We start from the raw sequence: 17,413 nt of genomic DNA on the forward strand, positions 1-17,413 counted from the left end.
GGCAGAAGGCACAGAGGCCAGCGAGGCAGCTGCCTGCTGTATCCCTGTGCCTCCCGACGTTCAGGACAAGACGCTTACTTCTTGTCCTTCACTTCCTCGAACTCGGCATCGACTACGTTGCCGTCGTCCTTGGCATTGGCACCGGCCTCGGCACCCGGCTGACCGGCTGCTGCCTCGCCGCCCTGGGCCGCATACATCTTTTCGGCCAGCTTGTGCGATGCGGTCATCAGCGCTTGGGTCTTGGCTTCGATCACTTCCTTGTCGTCGCCCTGCACCACTTCCTCGGCGTCCTTCAGGGCAGCCTCGATCGCGGACTTCTCGTCTGCCTCGATCTTGTCGCCAAAGTCGGCCAGCGATTTCTTGACGCTGTGGATCAAGCTTTCAGCCTGGTTGCGGGCCTGGACCAGCTCGTGCAGCTTTTTGTCTTCCTCGGCGTTGGCCTCGGCATCCTTCACCATGCGCTGGATTTCATCCTCGGACAGACCGCTGGATGCCTGAATGGTGATCTTGGCTTCCTTGCCGCTGGCCTTGTCACGCGCCGACACATGCAGGATGCCGTTGGCGTCGATGTCGAAGGTAACCTCGATCTGCGGCACTCCCCGCGGAGCCGGCGGAATGTCACCCAGATTGAACTGACCCAGCGACTTGTTGGCCGAAGCCTTCTCCCGCTCGCCCTGCAGCACGTGGATGGTCACGGCCGTCTGGTTGTCGTCGGCGGTAGAGAACACTTGCTGTGCCTTGGTCGGAATAGTGGTGTTCTTCGGGATGAGCTTGGTCATCACGCCGCCGAGCGTCTCGATCCCGAGCGACAGCGGGGTCACGTCCAGGAGCAACACGTCCTTGCGGTCCCCCGAGAGCACCGAACCCTGGATGGCGGCACCGACGGCCACGGCCTCATCCGGGTTCACGTCTTTACGCGGTTCCTTGCCGAAGAAGGCCTTCACAGCCTCCTGCACCTTGGGCATACGGGTCTGCCCCCCCACCAGGATCACGTCGTCGATGTCGGTCACCTTCAGGCCGGCATCTTTCAGGGCAACGCGGCACGGCTCGATGGAGCGCTCGATCAGTTCGTCCACCAGCGATTCGAACTTGGCACGGGTGATCTTCATCGCCAAGTGCTTCGGACCGGTGGCATCCATGGTGATGTACGGCAGATTCACCTCGGTCTGGGTCGCGGAGGACAGCTCAATCTTGGCCTTCTCGGCGGCTTCCTTCAGGCGCTGCAGGGCCATCACGTCGTTCTTGAGGTCAACGCCCTGCTCCTTCTTGAACTCGGTGACGATGTAGTCGATCAGTCTCTGGTCGAAGTCCTCGCCGCCAAGGAAGGTATCCCCGTTGGTCGAAAGCACCTCGAACTGGTGCTCGCCGTCCACATCGGCAATCTCGATGATCGAGATGTCGAAGGTGCCACCGCCCAGGTCATAGACCGCGATCTTGCGGTCGCCCTCCTGCTTGGCCAGGCCGAATGCCAGCGCGGCCGCGGTCGGCTCGTTGATGATGCGCTTGACTTCCAGACCGGCGATGCGGCCCGCATCCTTGGTGGCCTGACGCTGGCTGTCGTTAAAGTAGGCCGGCACGGTGATCACCGCTTCGGTGACTTCCTCGCCCAAGTAGTCCTCGGCAGCCTTCTTCATCTTGCGCAGCACTTCGGCGGAAATCTGCGGCGGTGCCAGCTCTTGGTCACGCACCTTCACCCAGGCATCACCGTTCTTGGCCTTGATGATCTCGAAGGGCATCAGGTCGATGTCCTTCTGTACTTCCTTATCCTCGAAACGGCGGCCGATCAGACGCTTGACCGCATAGAGGGTGTTCTTCGGGTTGGTGACGGCCTGACGCTTGGCAGGCGCGCCCACCAGAATCTCGCCATCCTCCATGTATGCAATGATCGACGGCGTAGTCCGTGCGCCTTCGGCGTTTTCCACTACCTTGGGGTTGCCGCCTTCTACCACGGCCACGCAGGAGTTGGTGGTGCCCAGGTCGATACCGATGATTTTGCCCATTCGTGTTCCTTTCCTGAATTCTGTGTCTGTCCCATTGGGGGAATCAGTCTTCGAAGCTTTAAGTATTGGCGGCCGCACTCATTTCAAGTGGCTTCGGCCAAGATTTCATGACTTCGGCTTGGACACCACGACCATGGCCGGACGCAGCACGCGATCGGCGATCAGGTAGCCCTTCTGCATTACCCGCACGATAGTGTTGGGTTCTAGGTCCGACGGCTCCATCGTCATGGCTTGATGCTGGTGCGGATCTAGCCGGTCACCGGCGGCCGGTGCGATCTCTCGGATCTGCACCTTCTCGAAGGCGGCAGCCAGTTGCTTAAGGGTGAGATCCACACCGAACTTCAGGTTGTCGAACTGGCCGCTTTGGTCAGCCAGCGCCATCTCTAGGCTGTCCTTCACCGGCAGCAGCTCCTGCGCCAGCTTGTTCACCGCGTACTTATGGGCCGCGGCCACCTCTTCCTGCGTACGTCGGCGCTGATTCTCAAGGTCCGCGCGGCTGCGCAGGAACTGCTCCTTCATGTCGGCCAGTTCGGCTTCCAGTGCGGCGATGCGGGCCTCGGGCGCCAGGGCCTCCTCAGGCGCGCCGGCGTCAGCGGCTTCCGCGGCCGCGTTCACGTCAGGGTTCAGATTCTGGTGTTCTTGATCTTGCATGGTGGTTCCCTTTGGCGGATTCGGCGATATGCGAAGTCCCGACCACAGGTAGGGGCTTTGGGAGCGATTTCAAGAGCAATGTTCAGATGTGCGGTTGCAATCATGCAAGGTTCGCAAATTCATCATCGCCGCTGGCGTTTTTTATTCGTTTGGCAACGGCCCTGTAAGCTTGCGAAAAAGCAAGTTTTTTTGTGTGTTGCACCGCACACAAGTCAAATTTTTTATGCTTAAATGCCCCTACACCCACCCCCGGCAAGCCCCGTCCGGGCTCCATCCGAGCCGTTCGGGCACGCCACAGGGACGGCGACGTCCACCCCGTCGCCAGACAAGAAAGACCCCGCTAAAGCAGGCGGTCGAGATCAAGGCAGAGCGCCGGTTTCCGGCACCGATAGAGAAACATATCGAGAAGGGTTACAGCATGACTACTCGCGAACAACGCATCGCTGCTATTCAGAAAGACTGGGACGAGAATCCGCGCTGGAAGGGCATCAAGCGCGGCTATACCGCGGCCGACGTGGAGCGCCTGCGCGGCTCGGTCCAGGTTGAATACACCCTCGCCCGTCGTGGTGCCGAAAAGCTGTGGAACCTCGTCAACAACGAGCCGTACATCAACTGTCTGGGCGCACTGACCGGCGGCCAGGCAATGCAGCAGGTGAAGGCCGGTATCAAGGCCATCTATCTGTCGGGCTGGCAGGTAGCCGCCGACAACAACGAATACTCGGCCATGTACCCGGACCAGTCGCTGTATCCGGTGGACTCGGTGCCGAAGGTGGTGGAGCGCATCAACAATGCCTTTACCCGCGCAGACGAAATCCAGCATTCCAAGGGCATCGAGCAGGGTGACGCTGGCTTCACCGACTACTTCGCCCCCATCGTGGCCGATGCCGAAGCCGGTTTCGGCGGCGTGCTGAACGCCTACGAGCTGATGAAGGCCATGATCCGCGCCGGTGCCTCGGGCGTGCACTTCGAAGACCAGCTCGCTTCCGTGAAGAAGTGTGGTCACATGGGCGGCAAGGTGCTGGTTCCGACGCAGGAAGCCGTACAGAAGCTGATCGCCGCACGCATGGCGGCCGACGTCTACGGCGTGCCGACCCTGGTGATCGCTCGTACCGATGCCGAAGCGGCCGACCTGCTAACCAGTGACTGCGACGAGCGTGACCGCCCCTTCCTCACCGGGGAGCGCACTGCCGAAGGCTTCTACAAGACCAAGAAAGGTCTGGAGCAGGCCATCAGCCGCGCTGTGGCTTATGCCGAATACGCCGACCTCGTTTGGTGCGAGACTGGCACGCCGGATCTGGAGTTTGCCAAGAAATTTGCAGAAGCCGTGCATGCCAAACACCCGGGCAAGCTGCTGGCCTACAACTGTTCGCCGTCCTTCAACTGGAAGAAGAACCTGGACGATGCCACCATCGCCAAGTTCCAGCGCGAACTGGGTGCAATGGGCTACAAGTACCAGTTCATCACCTTGGCCGGCATTCACAACATGTGGTACAACATGTTCGATCTGGCACAAGATTACGTGGCACGCGGCATGTCCGCCTACGTGGAGAAGGTGCAGGAGCCGGAATTCGCCGCCCGCGAGCGTGGCTACACCTTCGTGTCGCACCAGCAGGAAGTGGGTACGGGCTACTTTGACGACATCACCACGGTGATCCAGGGTGGCAAATCCTCGGTGACCGCATTGACCGGTTCCACCGAAGAAGAACAGTTCCATTAAGCCTTGCAATCAAACGGCAATTCGACCCTGCCGTCTGCATCTGGCCCCCGCCTCGGCGGGGGTTTTTCATTGTGGAGCCGTCCGTTTCGGCCAACCTTTGCCCCGCCGGCAAGCAGTCAGGCCCCTCTGCCGGCCTGGCTGGATAAATCTTGTCTACCACCATACAACCCTGAATAGCCCCCCCCAACTGCCTTGCAGATGGCACCGCTCCCGGGTTGGACTGTTCTGTCGACACTGGCGCGAGAAAGTGGGCGAAGGCGGGTATTCCTGAACGCACAGGCTGGCTTGGCTGCCGGGCGCCCTTCGCCTTCTTCGGCCCCGCTCCCTGCCGTAAATCTGGCCCCGGAGTATGTACCCGGGCAAGCTGCCGACACTAGAGCGCTGGAGAGCCCTACGAGGCGGGCACGGCGGGAGGTGCCAGCTAAAGAGACCCACAAAACGGCCTGCCTAGGGAGAGAGCCTGCTCGAGCCGTCGATACCTTCTGGCCGCGTGGCGATATCCCTGTGGGTCCCCAAGGGAGATAGGACAGCGGGCAACGCTTGCGACAGGCGGCGCGGGCAAGCCGCCCAGACATGAGGGACAGACAACGATCGCAAAAAAGCCGGGCATCGCCCGGCTTTTGAGGAAGGCTCAGGCCTTGTGCAGGTGTGAGCGCTTGCGCGAGTACCCGAAGTAAACGACCAGGCCGATCAGCAGCCATACGACGAAGCACAGCCAGGTCAGGGCGGAGAGCTGCGTCATCAGGAAGACGCAGAACACGATGGCCAGTGCCGGCACCACGGGTACCGCCGGACAATGAAACTTGCGCGGCAGGTCGGGCTCGCGCCGGCGCAGGATGATGATGGCTGCGGCGATCAGGCTGAAAGCGGCCAGCGTACCGATATTGACGAGCTCGGCCAGGGTGCCCAGCGGCACGAAACCGGCGATCAGGGCGATGAGTGTGCCAATGAGCCAGGTGGCCTTGTAGGGCGTACCATACTTGGGATGTACTTCGGAGAACAACTTGGGCAGGAGACCGTCACGCGACATGGCGAACAGGATACGGGTCTGGCCGTAGGTCATCACCAGTATCACCGTCAGCATGCCCAGGATAGCGCCCAGGTCCACAAAGCCCGCAAACCAGTCGAGCTTGGCTACCTGCAGGGCCAGCGAAACGGGATGGTCGATACCTTTGAAGTCCATGTACGGCACGATGCCGGTCATGATGGCCGAGACCACCACGTACAAGAGCGAGCAGATCGCCAGCGACCAGATTACGCCGCGAGGGATGTCCTTCTCGGGATTCTTGACCTCCTCGGCGGCGCAGGTCACGGCGTCGAACCCCAGGAAGCTGAAGAACACGATGGCCGCGCCATGAAAGACGCCGCTCATGCCGTACGGCAGTGCAGGGCTCCAGTTGACCGGCTTCACGTGCCATACCGCCACAGCGATGAACAGGACCACGACCGCCACTTTGATGAAAACGACGAAGTTGTTCACGCGCTTGGATTCGCGAATGCCGAAGGCCAGAAGCGTAGTGATGAGCAGGGCCACTACGAAAGCCGGGAGATTGAAGACGGTCTCCACGCCTGGACGCGCACCGGCCGCAGCCGTCAGCGCATCAGGCAGGTGCAGGCCGAAGCCTGCCAGTAGGCTCTGGAAATAGCCGGACCAGCCCACCGACACCGCCGAGGAGGCCAGCAGGTATTCCAGCATCAGGTCCCAGCCGATGATCCAGGCCACCAGCTCGCCCAGAGTGGCGTAGGCATAGGTGTAGGTGGAGCCGGAGATCGGCAACATCGCGGCAAATTCCGCATAGCAGAGTGCGGCAAAGCCGCAGGCCATGGCGCCGATGATGAAGGAAAGTACCAGCCCGGGGCCCGCCACCGTGGCACCGGTGCCGGTCAGAACGAAGATGCCGGTGCCGATGATGGCACCGATGCCGAGCATGGTCAGGTCGAATGCGCTCAGCTCCTTGCGCAGGCCGTGCGACATGCGGGCAAATTCCAACATGCCCTGCACGCTTTTCTTGCGTAGCAAACTCATTAGGTCCGTGTCCCTGTCTTGTCCCGGTCGAAAAGCCAATGCCCGCACAAGGCGGGCATCGCTTTGCGGTGGGAATGTTTTGTCGACTGTTCCAGCGTGCGCCGGGTTCGAGCCCTGGCTGCCGCAGAAGGCCGGCATGATACCTCAAGCGCTGCACTGCGTAACGCCCGTTCTCTTGAGGCAGATCAGTCAAAAAAGGATGCACGCCCCCAAAAAGCCTGCATGGCATGGGGCCTTCGGCCAACCCTGTCAATCCCAGTAACCTGGGCTGGCATACACCGCGCGCAAATGATCGATGAAGCGGCGTACCCGAACCGGCAGGAAGCGCCGCTGCGGCACCACCGCGTAGACGGGATAATCAGCAGCCGAATACGCATCCAGCACCGTCACCAGCCGGCCGTCGGAGAGATCGTCCTTTACCTCCCAAAGCGAACGCCACGCCAGCCCCAGCCCCTGCAGGGCCCAGTCGTGCAGGACCGCACCGTCATTGCACTCCAGCATGCCCGACACCTTGAGGTTGACGAGTTCCCCATCGACGCGGAAGGTCCAGCCGCGGCTCTGGCTTTCGCCCAGTGACAGGCAGGCATGATGCTGCAGATCCTCGAGAGAATGCGGAATACCATGCCGCGCCAGATAGGCCGGCGACGCCACCACCACCCGCCGGTTTTCCGCGAGACGCACCGCCACCAGCGAGGAATCGGCAAGATCGCTGATGCGGATGGCGCAGTCGATGCGGTCGCGTGCGAGGTCCACCAGCCGGTCCGACAAATCCAGGGTGATGCGGATGTCCGGATGCTGTTGCTGGAAGGCTGCCAGATGCGGGGCCACATGACGCCGCCCGAAGCCTGCGGGGGCAGAGAGTCGCAGATGACCGCGTGCCCGCCCGCTGCCCGAAGCGACCGCAGCCTCGGCCTCGGCCAGCTCGCTGAGAATGCGCTGGCTGTCCTCGAAGAAAGCGCTACCCTCCTGGGTCAACGTGACGCTGCGCGTGGTGCGGACTAGAAGGCGCGCGCCTAGGCGTTCTTCCAGCGCGTCCAGACGGCGGCCGATCACCGCCGGCACCACGCCCTCCTGCCGGGCCGCCGCCGAGAGGCTGCCCAGCGTCACCACGGCCACGAAGGTTTCCAGCTGCTTGAAGGCGTCCATTAGATACTTGAAAGTAAAAATTGATATGCGATTTTAGGCGTTTTTCATTAACTAAAACATACTTAAACTGCCTGCATCACACCTCAACACTGGAGAAACGCACCATGGCCCTCAAGCTTCCGCAAGGCGTGGAAATCCTCGCGCCGGTCAACCCCGAATTCGAAGCCATCCTCACCCATGACGCCCTCGCCTTCGTGGCCAGCCTGCACCGCGAGTTTGAAAACCGTCGCCGGGAGCGCATGGAGGCGCGCGTGGCGCGTCAGGCCGAACTGGATGCCGGCCGCCTGCCGGATTTCCTGCCCGAAACCGCTACCGTCCGCAGCGGTGACTGGAAGATTTCGCCCCTGCCCCAGGACTTGCTGGACCGCCGGGTGGAAATCACCGGCCCAGTGGATCGCAAGATGATGATCAACGCCCTAAACTCGGGCGCCAAGAGCTTCATGGCCGACTTCGAGGACTCCAACTGCCCGAGCTGGGAAAACCAGGTAGCCGGCCAGATCAACGTGCGCGACGCCTACCGCAAGACCATTAGCTTCGCCAGCCCGGAAGGCAAGCAGTACCGCCTCAACGACACCATCGCTACCCTGATCCTGCGCCCGCGTGGCTGGCACTTGATGGAAAAGCACATGAAGGTGGATGGCCAGATCGTTTCCGGCGCGCTGTTCGACTTCGGCCTGTCTTTCTTCCACAACATCCACTATCTGGTTGAGAACGGCAGTGCCACCTATTACTACCTGCCAAAGATGGAAAGCCATCTGGAAGCACGGCTGTGGAACGATGTGTTCGTGTTTGCGCAGAAGGCGCTGAACATCCCGCAGGGCACGATCAAGGCCACCGTACTGATCGAGACCATCCTGGCAGCCTTCGAGATGGACGAGATCCTGTACGAACTGCGCGAGCACAGCTCCGGCCTCAACGCTGGCCGCTGGGACTACATCTTCAGCTGCATCAAGAAGTTCAAGCAGAACCGCGATTTCTGCCTGGCCGACCGTGCCCGCATCACCATGACCGTCCCTTTCATGCGCGCTTACGCGCTGCTGCTGCTGAAGACTTGCCACAAGCGCAATGCCCCCGCCATTGGCGGTATGGCCGCGCTGATCCCGATCAAGAACGACCCGGCCGCCAATGAAAAGGCCCTGGGCGGTGTACGCGCCGACAAGGAGCGTGATGCTACTGACGGGTACGATGGCGGCTGGGTAGCACACCCGGGCTTGGTGCCGATCGCCAACGAGGCATTCACCGCGGTACTGGGCGACGCCCCCAACCAGATTGAAAAGCAGCGTGATGACGTGGTGGTCAGTGCTGCCGACCTGCTGAATTTCCAGCCCGAGGCCCCCATCACCGAAGCCGGCCTGCGCATGAACATCAATGTGGGCATCCAGTACCTGGGCGCGTGGATTTCCGGTAACGGCTGCGTCCCGATCCACAACCTGATGGAAGATGCCGCCACGGCGGAAATCTCGCGCTCGCAGATCTGGCAGTGGATCCGCTCGCCCAAGGGCGTGCTCGAAGACGGACGCAAGGTGACGGTAGAGCTGTTCCGCGCCCTGACAGCGGACGAGGTGACCAAGCTGCGTGCAGAGTACGGTAACCGCTGGACCAAGCAGTATGAAGATGCCTCGCGCATGTTCGACGAGTTGACCACGTCGGATGAGTTCGTGGAGTTCCTGACCCTGCCCGGCTACGACTACATCGACTGAGCGAAAATTTGCCAGCTTGCACCAAGGCGGCCCCGATTCGGGCCGCCTTTTATATTTTCAGCTGGAATAATTAGAATATTTTGTCTCCAAAATTTTTTTATTGGAATTTTATTGCTTAATTACGGAAGAAATTCTTTATCCAATGGAATAATATTGCGCAAACCACCCATTTGGCAGCATGCCGCCCTTTTTTCGTCCGAGGCTCAACGATGATCAAGCAGACTTCCCGTACCCTTCTGGCCGCAACGCTGGCCGCCCTTCTCACTCCCGCCCTCGCAGCCGACATGAAGTCCGTGGCGGTGACCGCCATCGTCGAGCATCCTGCGCTGGACGCGGTGCGCAAGGGGGTGGAGGACGAGCTGAAGAGCAGCGGCTTTGAACCGGGCAAACAGGTGAAGTACCAGTTCCAGAGCGCACAGGGCAATCCGGCCACCGCGGCGCAGATCGCCCGCAAGTTCGTGGGTGACGCACCCGATGCCATCGTGGCGATCGCAACGCCCAGCGCGCAGGCCGTCGTGGCCGCCACACGCAGCATCCCGGTGGTGTTCACCGCCGTGACCGACCCGGTGGCAGCCAAGCTCGTGCCCAGCTGGAAAGCCAGCGGCACCAACGTGACCGGTGTATCAGACCGGCTGCCCTTGGCACCCCAGATCGAGCTGATCCGGAAGGTGAAGCCTTCGGCCAAGCGCATCGGCATGATCTACAGCCCGGGTGAGATCAACTCGGTGACGGTAATGAAGGAAATGAAGACTGCCCTGACGCAACAGGGCATGACGCTGGTGGAGGCCCCCGCACCGCGTACCGTGGACGTGGCCCCGGCCGCCAAGAATCTGGTAGGCAAGGTGGACGCCATCTACACCAGCACTGACAACAACGTGGTCTCCACCTATGAATCGCTGGTGGCCGTAGCCAACCAGAACCGGATTCCGCTGGTGGCCGCCGACACCGACTCGGTCAAGCGCGGCGCCATCGCGGCCCTGGGCATGAACTATTACGACATGGGGCGCCAGGCCGGCCGGATCGTGGTCCGCATCCTCAAGGGCGAGAAGCCGGGCACGATCGCACCGCAGACGGGCGAAGCGCTGTCCCTGGTAGTCAACCCTGCCGCTGCCCAGAAGCAAGGCGTGCCGCTGTCGGCAGCGCTGCAGAAGGAAGCCAAGGAAACCATCAAGTAAACAGGTTGGCCGAACCTCGCGACATGGCCGGACTGCGGGTCCGGCCGCTTCATTTGAAAGACCGACATGACCCTGATCGCCTTCATGGGCGCGATGGAGATCGGGCTCATCTTTGCGCTGGTTGCGCTGGGCGTGCTGATTTCCTTCCGCATCCTGAACTTCCCCGACCTGACCGCAGACGGCAGCTTCCCGCTGGGCGGTGCGGTGGCCGCCACCCTCATCGCTGGCGGGCATGACCCTTGGCTGGCCTGCGCCGTGGCTGCCGCGGCCGGCGCCTGTGCCGGCTGGCTGACGGCCTGGCTGCATGTCCGGCTGGGCATCCTGCAGCTTTTGGCAAGCATTCTGGTGATGATTGCCCTCTACTCGATCAACCTGCGGATCATGGGCGCCCCGAACGTGCCCCTGATCGGCTCGCCCACGGTGTTCGCCCCGCTGATTGATGCGGATGGCGCTAATGCCTGGCTGATGCAGCCAGCACTGCTCGCCACGGTGGTGGTGGTGGCCAAGCTGGCACTGGATGCGTTCTTCGCCTCGCAGGCCGGGCTGTCGATGCGTGCCACCGGCGCCAATGCCCGCATGGCGCGAGCACAGGGCATCTCGACTGACCGGATGACCTTGCTGGGCATGGCTCTTTCCAACGCGCTGATTGCCGTTGCGGGTGCACTCTATGTACAAACCCAAGGCGGTGCCGACGTTTCGATGGGCATCGGCACCATCGTTGTAGGCCTGGCCGCCGTCATCATCGGCGAAACCCTCTTGCCCGCTGGCAGCCTGTGGCTGATCACGCTGGGCACGGTGCTGGGCGCACTGCTGTACCGTCTGCTGATCGCCCTGGCACTCAATGCCGACTTTCTGGGGCTGCAGGCGCAGGACCTCAACCTGGTCACCGCCCTACTGGTAGGCCTGGCACTGGTGCTGCCTCGCCTGAAACGTTCACTGCGTTCTGGCAAGAGGACCGCATCATGATCCGCGCAGACAACCTCTTCAAGACCTTCAACCGTGGCACGCCGCTGGAGAACCCGGTGCTGCGCGGATTGTCGCTCACGCTGGAGAACGGCCAGTTCGTCACCGTCATCGGCAGCAACGGTGCCGGCAAGTCGACCTTCCTCAACGCCATCAGCGGCGACATCACTCCCGACAGCGGCAGGCTGTTCATCGACGGTGCGGACGTGACCCGGCTCAATGCCTGGCAGCGCGCCGGCAGCGTCGCCCGAGTCTTCCAGGACCCGTTGGCGGGCACCTGCGAAGGCCTGACGATCGAGGAAAACCTGGCACTGGCCTTGCAGCGCGGCCAGCGGCGTGGCCTCGGGCGGGCAGTGCGCCCCTCCGACCGGGCTCTGTTCCGAGACCGGCTGGCCACGCTGAAGCTTGGGCTGGAAAACCGCCTGGGTGACCGCATGGGCCTGCTGTCCGGCGGACAGCGTCAGGCGGTGAGCCTGCTGATGGCTTCCCTGCAGCCGTCGAAGGTGCTGCTGCTGGATGAGCACACGGCCGCGCTGGACCCGAAAACCGCCAGTTTCGTCATGGCGCTGACCGACACCATCGTCCGCGAGAATGGCCTGACGGCGCTGATGGTCACCCATTCCATGCGCCAAGCGCTGGATCATGGCGACCGCACGGTTATGCTGCATCAGGGTCGGGTGGTACTGGACGTGGCCGGCGAGGAGCGGGCGCGCCTGGATGTACCGGACCTGCTGCACCTGTTCGAGCGCACACGCGGGGAGCAACTGGACGACGACGCCCTACTGCTGGGCTGACCGCCGATCAGGCAGGCCGCGTCTGGACGCGCGCGCTGGCTGCCGCGCGGTCGCTTGCCGCACAATAGCCACGTCGACCGTGTGGAACCGTCTACCCCTAGGCACGGTCCTATGCCTGGGCCCGCCTGCAGACGGCAGGCCCGTCCCACCAGAAAGGACAATAACCATGCATCTCCGGCTCCCCCTGCTTGCCCTCTCCACCGCCCTGGCGCTGACCTCCGCCGGCGCGCTGGCCGCTGACCCGATCGAACTGACCCTCTCAGCCAGTGCACAACGCGAAGTGGCCAACGACCAGATCAGTGCCACCCTTTATGTGCAGGAGCGGCAGGCCAGCCCGGCCCAGCTGGCCAACCGCCTCAACCAGCAACTGAAGGAAGGGTTGGCCGAAGCCCGCCAGTTCCCCGCGGTCACGGCCAGCAGCGGCAGCTACAGCACCTGGCCCGAATACGACAAGAACGGCCGCATCCAAGGATGGACCGGCCGTGCCGAGCTGATGCTCAAGAGCCGTGAGCTGACGCCCACCACCGAGCTGGTAGCGCGCCTGCAAAAGCGCATGCTGCTCGAGGGTGTACAGTTCAGCGTATCGGATGAAGCCCGCCGCGCCACCGAGAACCAGCTTCTGCCCGAAGCCATCGCGGCCCTGCAGGCCCAGGCGCAAACCACCGCGCGGGCAGTGGGGCGCAGCACGGTCAGCCTGAAATCGCTGGAGGTGGGCCAGAGTGCGCCCCCGATGGTGCGCCCGATGATGATGCAGGCCAAGGCGCGGATGGAGAGTGCTGCGGCCGATGTGGCCGCCCCTGAGTGGCAGCCGGGACGCAGCCTCATCCAGCTGCAGGTCAACGGCAAGGCCGAGCTGCGCTGATTGCCGACTACCCGGCCCCGGTGGCGGTGCGGTAAAGTAACGGCTGCATCCCCAACCCGGGCCGGAACCGTGTGGCCCTCCCGAGATCAAGACCAGCCATGAAACTGATCGCCTCCCTTACCAGCCCCTACGCCCGCAAGGTGCGCATCGTGCTGGCCGAAAAGAAGATCGACTGCCCGCTGGAAGAAGACATTCCCTGGAACGCCGACACCCACGTGCCCGACTACAATCCGCTGGGCAAGGTGCCCGTGCTGGTTCTGGATGATGGCAGCACGCTGTTCGACTCGCGCGTGATCGTCGAGTACCTGGACAACATCTCCCCGGTGTCCCGCCTTCTGCCGCAGGAAAACCGGCCACTCATTGCGACCCGCCGCTGGGAAGCACTGGCCGATGGCCTGTGTGACGCCGCTGTGGCCGTCTTCTTGGAACGCAAGCGCCCCGAAGGGAAGCAGGACCCGGACTGGATCGACCGCCAGTACACCAAGATCAACCGTGCGCTCGCAGCCATGTCCGGCGACTTGGGCGAACGCACCTGGTGCAACAACGACAGCTACAGCCTGGCTGACATCGCAGTGGGGTGCTGCCTGGGCTACCTGGATTTTCGCTTCCCCGACGTCGAATGGCGCACCAGCTATCCCAATCTCGAGGCTCTGTCCGAACGCTTGGCCGCCCGCCCAAGTTTTCTCGATACCCTTCCCCCTCGCTGAAGAAACAAGGCACAGCCCCCTCCCCGCCGGCGCAGGCCGGCTTTTTCTTGCCTGCGCACGCCCCTCACCAGGTACTAGCAGCCGCAAGAGCCCCATGCAGGCAGAACACGCCTCCCCTGAGCGCTGACCACGGAAAGTCGCACCCGGTAGCTGGCTGCTTCGCAGCCCGGAGCCCCGCCGGCGCAGCTTTGCAAGGCGGTACAGTCCGCCGTTACCCGGATGCCGGGAGCGGTCAGGGTATAGGTTCGCTTGGTGCCCGGAGCTTGGTCCACCTCGGGGACCCCCTGGGCCGGCAAGGGCTGCAGCCGGACCAAGCGCTGGTCGATGCGCATCAGGGCAGGCTGTCCCTGCAGCCACTGCAGCACGGCCTGGCCCCTCGCACCGGCCTGCGCCGGTACGTGAAAGCTGCATCCGCACCCAGACTGGAGGGTCGCTGGCGGCAGATAAAACACCCGCGGGCTCGCCCGCACCTGACAGGCGGCCAGCAGCCCCACCCCCATCCAACCCAGATAGAGCACCAGCCGCCCAAGCAGTGTGTGACGTCGTCGTGGCATAAGGAACCTCCCATCACAAGCCTTCCCGAAGCCACAAGCAAGCCCGGGGCCTGTCCGGAGCGAATACAAACGCTGGTATCATCGGCTTCTTTGCCCGGTTTCCCGCCATGATCGTCCGCTCTCATCACCACTGGCTGCACCTGCTCTTCACTTGGCGAGGCTCGGTACTGCAACGCCTGGGGTGGCGACTGCTGTGGGTACTGCTGGTGTCGGTGATCAGCGTCCTGTGCAGCCCTTGGTGGTTGGCCGAACATGCCGGCTCCGCGCTTGGCATTCCCCCCTTCACCCTGATGGGGGTAGCCCTTGCCATCTTTCTCGGCTTTCGCAACACCGCCAGCTACGACCGCTTTTGGGAAGCCCGGAAGCTCTGGGGCACGCTGGTGATCTTTTCCCGTTCCCTGGTACGGGAGGTGGCAAGTTTCGCCCCCAGTCCGGAGTACGCCGAAGCGCGCACGCGGATCGCACGCGGCGTAGCGGCTTTTTCCCTGGCTCTCAAGCACCAGCTGCGCGGCAGCGATGCTTCGGCCGACCTTGTGCAGCGTCTGCCGCCCGAGGCGATGGCCGGCATCGGCAGTGCACATTTCAAGCCTTCAGCGGTATTGCTGTTCCTCGGACACGAGGTGGCCGCACTCTGGCGTCAAGGAGCAATCACCGACCTGCAGCTACAATCGCTCAACCTCACACTCAATACCCTGTCGGAGGTGCTGGGCGGCTGCGAGCGCATTGCCAACACCCCGATTCCCTACACTTACCGGGTGCTGATCCACCGTACCGTCATGGGCTATTGCCTGTTGTTGCCGCTAGGCCTGGCCAGCAGCATCGGCTGGCTGACGCCGTTGATCGCCGGTTTCGTCGCCTATGCCTTTCTGGCGCTGGACGCGATTGCAGAGGAAATCGAGGAACCCTTCGGCGAAGAGCCCAACGACCTGGCGCTGGGTGCGATGTGCTATACGATCGAAGCCTCGGTATGCGAGCTGGTGGGGGTAGCCCCGTTGGCCGAAGCGCCGCGTCCGGTGGGCGACGTGCTGCTGTGAATGCAGACATGAAAAAAGCGGGCCCAAGGCCCGCTTTGTCGTGGTGCGGAGTGCTTCTCAGGCAGAGAGCTCCAGCATCAGCTTGTTGATCCGCTTCACGAAGGTGGCCGGGTCGTCCAGCTTACCGCCTTCGGCCAACAGCGCCTGATCGTACAGCACATGCGCCAGATCAGTGCGCCGGGCTTCATCCTGCTCTTCGGCCAGGCGTTTCACCAGCACATGCTCGGGGTTGATTTCCAGCGTGGGCTTCGTGCCCTCGGGCACCGGCTGCCCCGCCTGCTTGAGCAGACGCTCCAGATGCGCACTCATGTCGTGCTCGCCCACCACCAGGCAGGCCGGGCTGTCGGTCAGCCGGGCTGTGGCGCGCACGGCTTCCACCCGCTCACCCAGCGCCTTCTGCACCAATTCCACCACCGGTTTGGCGGCCTCTTCCACCTGCTTCTGCGCTGCCTTGTCGGCTTCGTCTTCCAGCGCTCCCAGATCGAGCGCGCCCTTGGCCACCGACTGCAGCTTCTTGCCGTCGAACTCGGTGAGCGAGCCTACCACCCATTCGTCCACACGATCGGTCAGCAGCAGTACTTCCACACCCTTTTTCTTGAACACTTCCAGATGCGGACTGTTGCGTGCGGCCGAGAGCGTGTCGGCGGTGATGTAATAGATTTTGTCCTGTCCATCCTTCATGCGGCCGATGTAGTCGCTCAGCGAGATCTCGGGCACATCGGACTCGGAGACGGTAGACACGAAGCGCAGCAGCTTGGCAATGCGTTCCTTGTTTGCGAAATCCTCGCCAACGCCTTCCTTCAGCACTTGGCCGAACTCCTGCCAGAAGTCGGCGTACTTGGTCTTGTCGTTCTCCGCCAGATCCTCCAGCAGACCCAGCACCTTCTTGACGCAGCCCGAACGGATGGCGTCGATGTCCTTCGACGCCTGCAGGATCTCGCGCGACACGTTCAGCGGCAGGTCGTTGCTGTCGATCACGCCACGCACAAAGCGTAGGTACTGTGGCATCAGCTTGTGGCTGTCCTCCATGATGAAGACGCGGCGCACATACAGCTTCACGCCCTGTTTGCGCTCGCGGTCCCACAGGTCGAACGGTGCGCGCGACGGGATGTACAGCAGCTCGGTGTACTCCTGGCGGCCTTCCACCCGGGCATGGCTCCAGGCCAGCGGGTCGGAAAAGTCGTGAGCGACGTGCTTGTAGAATTCCTTGTACTGCTCTTCGGTGATTTCGTTCTTGCTACGCGTCCACAGGGCAGAAGCTTCGTTGACGGCCTCGAACTCGTCGCTGACGATGACCTCGCCGTCCTCGCCGTAGCTGTTGCCCTTCTTCATCTCGATCGGGATCGAGATGTGGTCCGAGTAGGTGCGCACGATGCGCTTGAGCGTCCAATCGTTCAGCAGTTCGTCCTCGCCCTCCTTGAGGTGCAGGACGATCTCGGTACCCCGCTGGGCGCGCTCTACCGTCTCCAGCGTGTACTCACCTTCCCCCTTCGAGGTCCAGCGCACGCCCTGGCTGGCCGGCTGGCCGGCACGGCGTGTGGTCAGTGTCACGGTGTCCGCGACGATGAATGCGGAATAGAAGCCCACACCGAACTGGCCGATCAGGTTGGCGTCTTTCTTGGCATCGCCAGAAAGCTGCTCGAAGAAGGCTTTGGTGCCGGATTTGGCGATGGTGCCGATGTTGGCAATCACCTCGTCACGGCTCATGCCGATGCCGTTGTCGCAGAGAGTGATGGTGCGCGCGTCCTTGTCAAAGGTGATGCGGATGCGTAGTTCCGGATCGTCCTCGAACAGTTCCGGGTGGGCCAACCCTTCAAAGCGCAGCTTGTCGGCGGCATCGGAAGCATTGGAGATGAGTTCCCGAAGGAAGATCTCCTTGTTGGAGTACAAGGAGTGGATCATCAGGTGCAGAAGCTGTTTGACTTCGGTCTGAAAGCCCAGGGTTTCTTTCTGTACGCTCATGGTCGGGTCTGTTGTTTAGGGTTAACAGGAACGACGGCTGACATCGGGGCGGAAACGCTTTTTTCAACCCCTCTGTCATGATTCGAGTAAGCTGTCCTCCCCAAACGCCCCCTGACCGACTG

General features: G+C 62.5%; 14 protein-coding genes. 8 read left to right on the top strand and 6 right to left on the bottom strand.

All coding sequences use genetic code 11. The annotated features are described in order from the left end of the window. Window positions 1–74: 74 nt before the first annotated feature. Both dnaK and grpE read right to left on the bottom strand, forming a co-directional pair. A complete protein-coding gene (dnaK, locus tag EV669_RS05695) occupies window positions 75–2,000 on the bottom strand; it encodes a molecular chaperone DnaK (RefSeq protein ID WP_132098126.1) in 1,926 nt (641 codons plus the stop codon). A 105-nt stretch (window positions 2,001–2,105) separates the two neighbouring features. Beyond that, window positions 2,106–2,651, bottom strand: a complete 546-nt coding sequence (grpE, locus tag EV669_RS05700) for a nucleotide exchange factor GrpE (protein WP_054284623.1) — start codon at window positions 2,649–2,651, stop codon at window positions 2,106–2,108. A gap of 418 nt (window positions 2,652–3,069) precedes the next feature. On the opposite strand from grpE, the gene aceA reads away from it, so the two are divergent. Next, window positions 3,070–4,368, top strand: a complete 1,299-nt coding sequence (gene aceA / locus EV669_RS05705; protein ID WP_054284622.1) for an isocitrate lyase — start codon at window positions 3,070–3,072, stop codon at window positions 4,366–4,368. Window positions 4,369–4,999: 631 nt separating this feature from the next. Here the strand turns inward: aceA and EV669_RS05710 are convergent. After that, window positions 5,000–6,394, bottom strand: a complete 1,395-nt coding sequence (locus EV669_RS05710) for an amino acid permease (protein WP_132098127.1) — start codon at window positions 6,392–6,394, stop codon at window positions 5,000–5,002. Between the two features lie 249 nt (window positions 6,395–6,643). Further along, a complete protein-coding gene (locus tag EV669_RS05715; protein WP_054284620.1) occupies window positions 6,644–7,540 on the bottom strand; it encodes a LysR family transcriptional regulator in 897 nt (298 codons plus the stop codon). A gap of 104 nt (window positions 7,541–7,644) precedes the next feature. Between EV669_RS05715 and aceB the strand changes: the two genes are divergently transcribed. From aceB to EV669_RS05745, 6 genes are all read left to right on the top strand, one after another. Next, window positions 7,645–9,240 (top strand): malate synthase A, encoded by a 1,596-nt coding sequence (gene aceB, locus EV669_RS05720; protein WP_054284619.1) that lies wholly within the window; start codon window positions 7,645–7,647, stop codon window positions 9,238–9,240. A gap of 209 nt (window positions 9,241–9,449) precedes the next feature. Next, window positions 9,450–10,415 carry an ABC transporter substrate-binding protein gene (locus EV669_RS05725; RefSeq protein WP_055433118.1) on the top strand — a complete coding sequence of 322 codons (966 nt, stop codon included), beginning with the start codon at window positions 9,450–9,452 and terminating at the stop codon, window positions 10,413–10,415. A gap of 66 nt (window positions 10,416–10,481) precedes the next feature. Continuing rightward, the gene (locus EV669_RS05730; protein WP_132098128.1) at window positions 10,482–11,381 is read left to right on the top strand and encodes an ABC transporter permease; all 900 of its coding nucleotides are present in this window, start codon (window positions 10,482–10,484) and stop codon (window positions 11,379–11,381) included. Next, window positions 11,378–12,172: an ABC transporter ATP-binding protein gene (locus EV669_RS05735; protein ID WP_054284616.1), complete on the top strand. Its 795-nt coding sequence runs from the start codon at window positions 11,378–11,380 to the stop codon at window positions 12,170–12,172. Before EV669_RS05730 ends, EV669_RS05735 begins: the two co-directional genes overlap by 4 nt. 166 nt (window positions 12,173–12,338) lie before the next feature. After that, the gene (locus EV669_RS05740) at window positions 12,339–13,034 is read left to right on the top strand and encodes an SIMPL domain-containing protein (RefSeq protein ID WP_054284615.1); all 696 of its coding nucleotides are present in this window, start codon (window positions 12,339–12,341) and stop codon (window positions 13,032–13,034) included. Between the two features lie 98 nt (window positions 13,035–13,132). Further along, window positions 13,133–13,741 (top strand): glutathione S-transferase, encoded by a 609-nt coding sequence (locus EV669_RS05745; protein ID WP_054284614.1) that lies wholly within the window; start codon window positions 13,133–13,135, stop codon window positions 13,739–13,741. Window positions 13,742–13,815: 74 nt separating this feature from the next. Here EV669_RS05745 and EV669_RS05750 read toward each other — a convergent pair whose 3' ends face one another. Next, window positions 13,816–14,295 carry a hypothetical protein gene (locus EV669_RS05750; protein WP_132098129.1) on the bottom strand — a complete coding sequence of 160 codons (480 nt, stop codon included), beginning with the start codon at window positions 14,293–14,295 and terminating at the stop codon, window positions 13,816–13,818. A 107-nt stretch (window positions 14,296–14,402) separates the two neighbouring features. On the opposite strand from EV669_RS05750, the gene EV669_RS05755 reads away from it, so the two are divergent. Continuing rightward, window positions 14,403–15,329 carry a bestrophin family protein gene (locus tag EV669_RS05755; protein WP_054284612.1) on the top strand — a complete coding sequence of 309 codons (927 nt, stop codon included), beginning with the start codon at window positions 14,403–14,405 and terminating at the stop codon, window positions 15,327–15,329. A 57-nt stretch (window positions 15,330–15,386) separates the two neighbouring features. Here EV669_RS05755 and htpG read toward each other — a convergent pair whose 3' ends face one another. Continuing rightward, a complete protein-coding gene (htpG, locus tag EV669_RS05760; protein ID WP_132098130.1) occupies window positions 15,387–17,291 on the bottom strand; it encodes a molecular chaperone HtpG in 1,905 nt (634 codons plus the stop codon). Window positions 17,292–17,413 lie beyond the last annotated feature (122 nt).

This window comes from Gulbenkiania mobilis, assembly GCA_004346645.1.
In the GTDB taxonomy this organism is placed as follows: Bacteria; Pseudomonadota; Gammaproteobacteria; order Burkholderiales; family Chromobacteriaceae; genus Gulbenkiania; species Gulbenkiania mobilis.

Bases quoted from the DNA above. Each gene is read 5' to 3' on its own strand.
- dnaK (WP_132098126.1), bottom strand. From the start codon at position 2,000: ATGGGCAAAATCATCGGTATCGACCTGGGCACCACCAACTCCTGCGTG.
- grpE (WP_054284623.1), bottom strand. From the start codon at position 2,651: ATGCAAGATCAAGAACACCAGAATCTGAACCCTGACGTGAACGCGGCC.
- aceA (WP_054284622.1), top strand. From the start codon at position 3,070: ATGACTACTCGCGAACAACGCATCGCTGCTATTCAGAAAGACTGGGAC.
- EV669_RS05710 (WP_132098127.1), bottom strand. From the start codon at position 6,394: ATGAGTTTGCTACGCAAGAAAAGCGTGCAGGGCATGTTGGAATTTGCC.
- EV669_RS05715 (WP_054284620.1), bottom strand. From the start codon at position 7,540: ATGGACGCCTTCAAGCAGCTGGAAACCTTCGTGGCCGTGGTGACGCTG.
- aceB (WP_054284619.1), top strand. From the start codon at position 7,645: ATGGCCCTCAAGCTTCCGCAAGGCGTGGAAATCCTCGCGCCGGTCAAC.
- EV669_RS05725 (WP_055433118.1), top strand. From the start codon at position 9,450: ATGATCAAGCAGACTTCCCGTACCCTTCTGGCCGCAACGCTGGCCGCC.
- EV669_RS05730 (WP_132098128.1), top strand. From the start codon at position 10,482: ATGACCCTGATCGCCTTCATGGGCGCGATGGAGATCGGGCTCATCTTT.
- EV669_RS05735 (WP_054284616.1), top strand. From the start codon at position 11,378: ATGATCCGCGCAGACAACCTCTTCAAGACCTTCAACCGTGGCACGCCG.
- EV669_RS05740 (WP_054284615.1), top strand. From the start codon at position 12,339: ATGCATCTCCGGCTCCCCCTGCTTGCCCTCTCCACCGCCCTGGCGCTG.
- EV669_RS05745 (WP_054284614.1), top strand. From the start codon at position 13,133: ATGAAACTGATCGCCTCCCTTACCAGCCCCTACGCCCGCAAGGTGCGC.
- EV669_RS05750 (WP_132098129.1), bottom strand. From the start codon at position 14,295: ATGCCACGACGACGTCACACACTGCTTGGGCGGCTGGTGCTCTATCTG.
- EV669_RS05755 (WP_054284612.1), top strand. From the start codon at position 14,403: ATGATCGTCCGCTCTCATCACCACTGGCTGCACCTGCTCTTCACTTGG.
- htpG (WP_132098130.1), bottom strand. From the start codon at position 17,291: ATGAGCGTACAGAAAGAAACCCTGGGCTTTCAGACCGAAGTCAAACAG.